General features: G+C 72.5%; 4 protein-coding genes. All 4 read right to left on the bottom strand.

The features are described 5' to 3' along the window. Positions 1-397: 30S ribosomal protein S16 (rpsP, locus tag AC1DUQ_RS18830; protein ID WP_477074337.1), on the bottom strand; the 397-nt coding region annotated here is incomplete at its 3' end. Between the two features lie 195 nt (positions 398-592). After that, complete coding sequence (locus AC1DUQ_RS18825) at positions 593-1,675, bottom strand: amidohydrolase family protein (RefSeq protein ID WP_477062635.1); 1,083 nt, start codon at positions 1,673-1,675, stop codon at positions 593-595. Positions 1,676-1,681: 6 nt separating this feature from the next. Beyond that, positions 1,682-3,274 carry a signal recognition particle protein gene (gene ffh, locus AC1DUQ_RS18820; protein WP_477074336.1) on the bottom strand — a complete coding sequence of 531 codons (1,593 nt, stop codon included), beginning with the start codon at positions 3,272-3,274 and terminating at the stop codon, positions 1,682-1,684. A 24-nt stretch (positions 3,275-3,298) separates the two neighbouring features. Further along, a partial coding sequence (locus tag AC1DUQ_RS18815; protein WP_477074335.1) for an HD domain-containing protein occupies positions 3,299-3,972 on the bottom strand: 674 nt, incomplete at its 5' end.

Here is a 3,972-nt window from a genome sequence, read left to right as displayed (position 1 = left end):
CGGCAGCGGCGGCCTTCTGCGAGGCAGCCTTCTCGGACGCCTTGGCCTTGGCCTTCTCGGCGTCGAGAGCGACGGCGTCGATGGCGGCCTTCGGGTCGACCTTGTCGGCCTTGGTGCGCAGGGTGCCCTCCTGGCCGGGAAGGTTCTTGAACTTCTGCCAGTCACCCGTGATCTTGAGGATCACGGCGACCTGCTCGGTCGGCTGCGCGCCGACGCCGAGCCAGTACTGCGCACGCTCGGAGTCGACCTCGATGAACGAGGGCTCCTCGGTGGGGTGGTACTTGCCGATCTCCTCGATCACGCGGCCGTCGCGCTTGGTGCGCGAGTCGGCGACGACGATGCGGTAGTACGGAGCGCGGATCTTGCCGAGACGCTTGAGGCGGATCTTGGTGGCCACGGTGTGGTCTTCTCCTGATGTCTGCTGGGGTGACCTGCCCGCGCATTGCCCGTGGGGTGGGCGCGCCGGGAAGATCGGGGACACGACGAACGCAGGTAGAGGGGCTGCAGACGCCGGGTACAGCCGACCATTGTGCCAGATGTGCAGGGCCGGTCCCAACCATGTCGCACAGGTCACCGATCTCCCGACGTCTGCTCAGACGACCTTTCCGCGCAGCACCACGGCACGCGGCACGGCGAGCACCGCGATGTCCCGCCTCGGGTCCGCCCCGAAGACGACCAGGTCTGCCGACGCGCCCTCGTCGAGCCCGTCGGCGCCGAGCCAGGCGCGCGTGCGCCAGCTGGCGGCGGCCACCACGTCGCGGGCCGGGATGCCGGCACGGACCAGCTCCGCGGCCTCGTCGGCGATCCGGCCGTGCGCGATCGTGCCGCCGGCATCGGTGCCCACGAGCACGGGGACACCGGCATCGTGCAGGTCCCGCACGAGCTCGTACCGGTGCGCGTGCAGGGCTCGCATCCGCGCGGCGAACCGGGGGTAGCGGGACCCCTGGGCGGCGATGGCCTCGAACTGCGCGATCTGCAGCAGCGTCGCGGTCACGGGGATCCCTGCCGACGAGATGCGGTCGATCTGGTCGGGGGTGGCGCCCGTGGCGTGCTCGAGACAGTCGACGCCCGCGTCGAGGAGCGCGTCGAGCGACTCGGTGGCGAACGTGTGCGCCGTGACCCGGGCCCCCGCACCGTGGGCTGCGGCGACCGCGTCGGCGAGCACGTCGGCCGGCCACAGCGGGCGCAGGTCACCGTCGGCGCCGAGGTCGCGGTCGATCCAGTCGGCGACGAGCTTCACCCAGCCGTCCCCGCGGGCGGCCTCCTCGCGCACCGCGCCCGGCAGGTCCTCGACCGACTCGAGCTCGCGTCCGTAGTGCCGCAGGTAGCGCTTCGGCCGGGCCAGGTGCCGCCCCGACCGGATCAGCCGCGGGAGGTCGTCGCGCTCGTGCACCCACCCCGTGTCCGCCGGCGATCCGGCGTCCCGGACGAGCAGCACCCCCGAGTCGCGGTCCGCGAGGGCCTGCTTCTCGGCCGTGCCGTCGTCGACCGGGCCGTCCGACGCCAGACCGATGTGACAGTGCACGTCGACCAGCCCGGGAAGGATCCAGCCCTCCAGCACGGCGTCGGGTGCCGACGACGGACGGTCGAACGTGATGCGGCCGTCGACGACCCACGCCTCGCCGACCTCGCGCTCGTCATCCAGGACGACCGTGCCGCGCAGGTGCAGGACCACGAGGGCTCAGCGTCCGCCGAGGAAGCGGTCCAGACCGGCCGGCAGCTCGATCTCTGCGGGGGTCGTGGGCTCGGCCTTCGGGGCGATCCCGAACGCGGACCCCGCCGGCGCGGCCGGCTTGCTGGTGATGCCGCGCTCCTGCTCGGCGCGCTTGGCGGGGTTGCCCGACTTGCCCTTGGCCTTGCGGACGGGGGGCGCCGTGCGGCCGCGCGACTTCTTGCCGCCCATGCCGGGCAGGTTCCCCATGCCCGGAGGCATGCCGGGCATGCCTCCGCCCTTGGCCATCTGCTTCATCATCTTCTGCGCGCCGTCGAAGCGCTCCAGCAGCTGGTTGACGTCGCTCGGCTTGGTGCCCGATCCCGCGGCGATGCGCGAGCGGCGGGAGCCGTTGATGATCTTCGGGGTGCGGCGCTCCGTGGGGGTCATCGACCGGATGATCGCCTCGATGCGGTCCACCTCGCGCTCGTCGAAGTTGTCCAGCGCCTCCCGCATCTGCCCCATGCCGGGCAGCATGCCCATCATCTTCTTCAGCGGCCCGGCGTTGCGCAGCTGCTGCATCTGCGTGAGGAAGTCCTCGAGCGTCAGGTCCTGGCCGGACGCCAGCTTGTCGGCCATCTCCTCGGCCTGGCCGGCGTCGAACGCCTTCTCGGCCTGCTCGATGAGCGTGAGGATGTCGCCCATGTCGAGGATGCGGGACGCCATCCGGTCCGGGTGGAACACCTCGAACTCGGTGAGCTTCTCACCGGTGGACGCGTACATGATCGGCTTGCCGGTCACGCTGGCCACCGAGAGTGCGGCACCACCGCGCGCGTCGCCGTCGAGCTTGGAGAGCACCACGCCGGTGAACCCGACGCCGTCCGCGAACGCCTGCGCGGTCGTCACCGCGTCCTGGCCGATCATCGCGTCGATGACGAAGAGGATCTCGTCGGGGTCGAGCGCGTCGCGGATGTCGGACGCCTGCTGCATGAGCTCGGCGTCCACACCGAGGCGGCCGGCCGTGTCCACGATCAGCACGTCGTGCAGCTTGACCTTCGCCGTGGCCAGGCCCTCGCGAGCGACCGCGACCGGGTCGGCGCCGAACGGCATGACGTCGTCGCTGCCCTGGTTGCCGGGGTGCGGGGCGAACACGGGCACGCCCGCGCGCTCCCCCACCACCTGGAGCTGGGTCACGGCGTTGGGGCGCTGGAGGTCCGCCGCGACGAGCAGCGGGGTGTGGCCCTGAGCCTTGAGGTGCAGCGCCAGCTTGCCGGCGAGCGTCGTCTTGCCCGCACCCTGCAGACCCGCGAGCAGGATGACCGTCGGCGGGTTCTTGGCGAGGTTGAGCGTGCGCGTCTGGCCGCCGAGGATCGCGACGAGCTCCTCGTTGACGATCTTGACGACCTGCTGGGCCGGGTTGAGCGCGCCGGACACCTCGGCCGACAGCGCGCGCTCGCGCACGGCACCGGTGAACGAACGGACGACCGGGACCGCGACGTCGGCGTCGAGCAGCGCCCGGCGGATCTCGCGCACGGTGGCGTCGATGTCCGCCTCGGACAGACGGCCCTTGGYGCGCAGGTTCTTGAAGGTCGACGTCAGTCGGTCGGACAGGGTGGCGAACACCTGGCGGTCCTCACGCTCGGGGGTTCAGGGACGACCTAGCGTACCTGCCAGCTCACGGGTGGCCCGTGCCGTCAGGTCGTCGACGAGCGTCGCGCGCCACGTGCTCCAGGCGGGCGGCCCGGCGGCGCCGGCGTCGGCCTCGGTGAGCGCGCGCAACAGCTCGAGCATGTCCGGACGGTGGTCGACGGCGTCCAGCAGCCGGGCCATGGTCGCCGGGTCGTCGGGGTCCGCCGTGGTGGCCAGCTCGGCGAGCGTGAGGTGCTCGCGGACGAGGCGCGTGACATCGGCGGCGACCTGGTCGTCGAACCCCATGCGCGTCACGATCGGACCCGCCAGCCGAGCGCCCTYGGTCGAGTGGTCCCCCGCGCCGGCCCGCTTGCCGATGTCGTGCAGCAGCGCCGCGAGCAGCAGCGTCTCCCCGTGCTCGACCACGCGCTTGTCGCGGCCCGCCCGGGCGACGGTCTCGACCAGGTGCCGGTCGACGGTGTGCCGGTGGATCGCCGAGCGCTGCGGCCGGTTGCGCACGCCCGCCCACTCCGGGATCCACGTGGTGACGACGCCGGCCAGGTCGAGCGCCTCCCAGATCGGCACCTGCGCGGGGCCCGAGCCCAGCAGCTGCAGGAGGTGCGTGCGCGCGGCCTTGGGCCACGGCAGGGGAAGCGGCGGGGTGGCCGTCAGGCTCGCGACCGTCACCGGCG

This window comes from Cellulomonas sp. P4_B5_2, assembly GCF_056402235.1.
The sequence above is the reverse complement of the archived record's forward strand: the minus strand, read 5'-3'. Positions and strand labels throughout refer to the sequence as shown.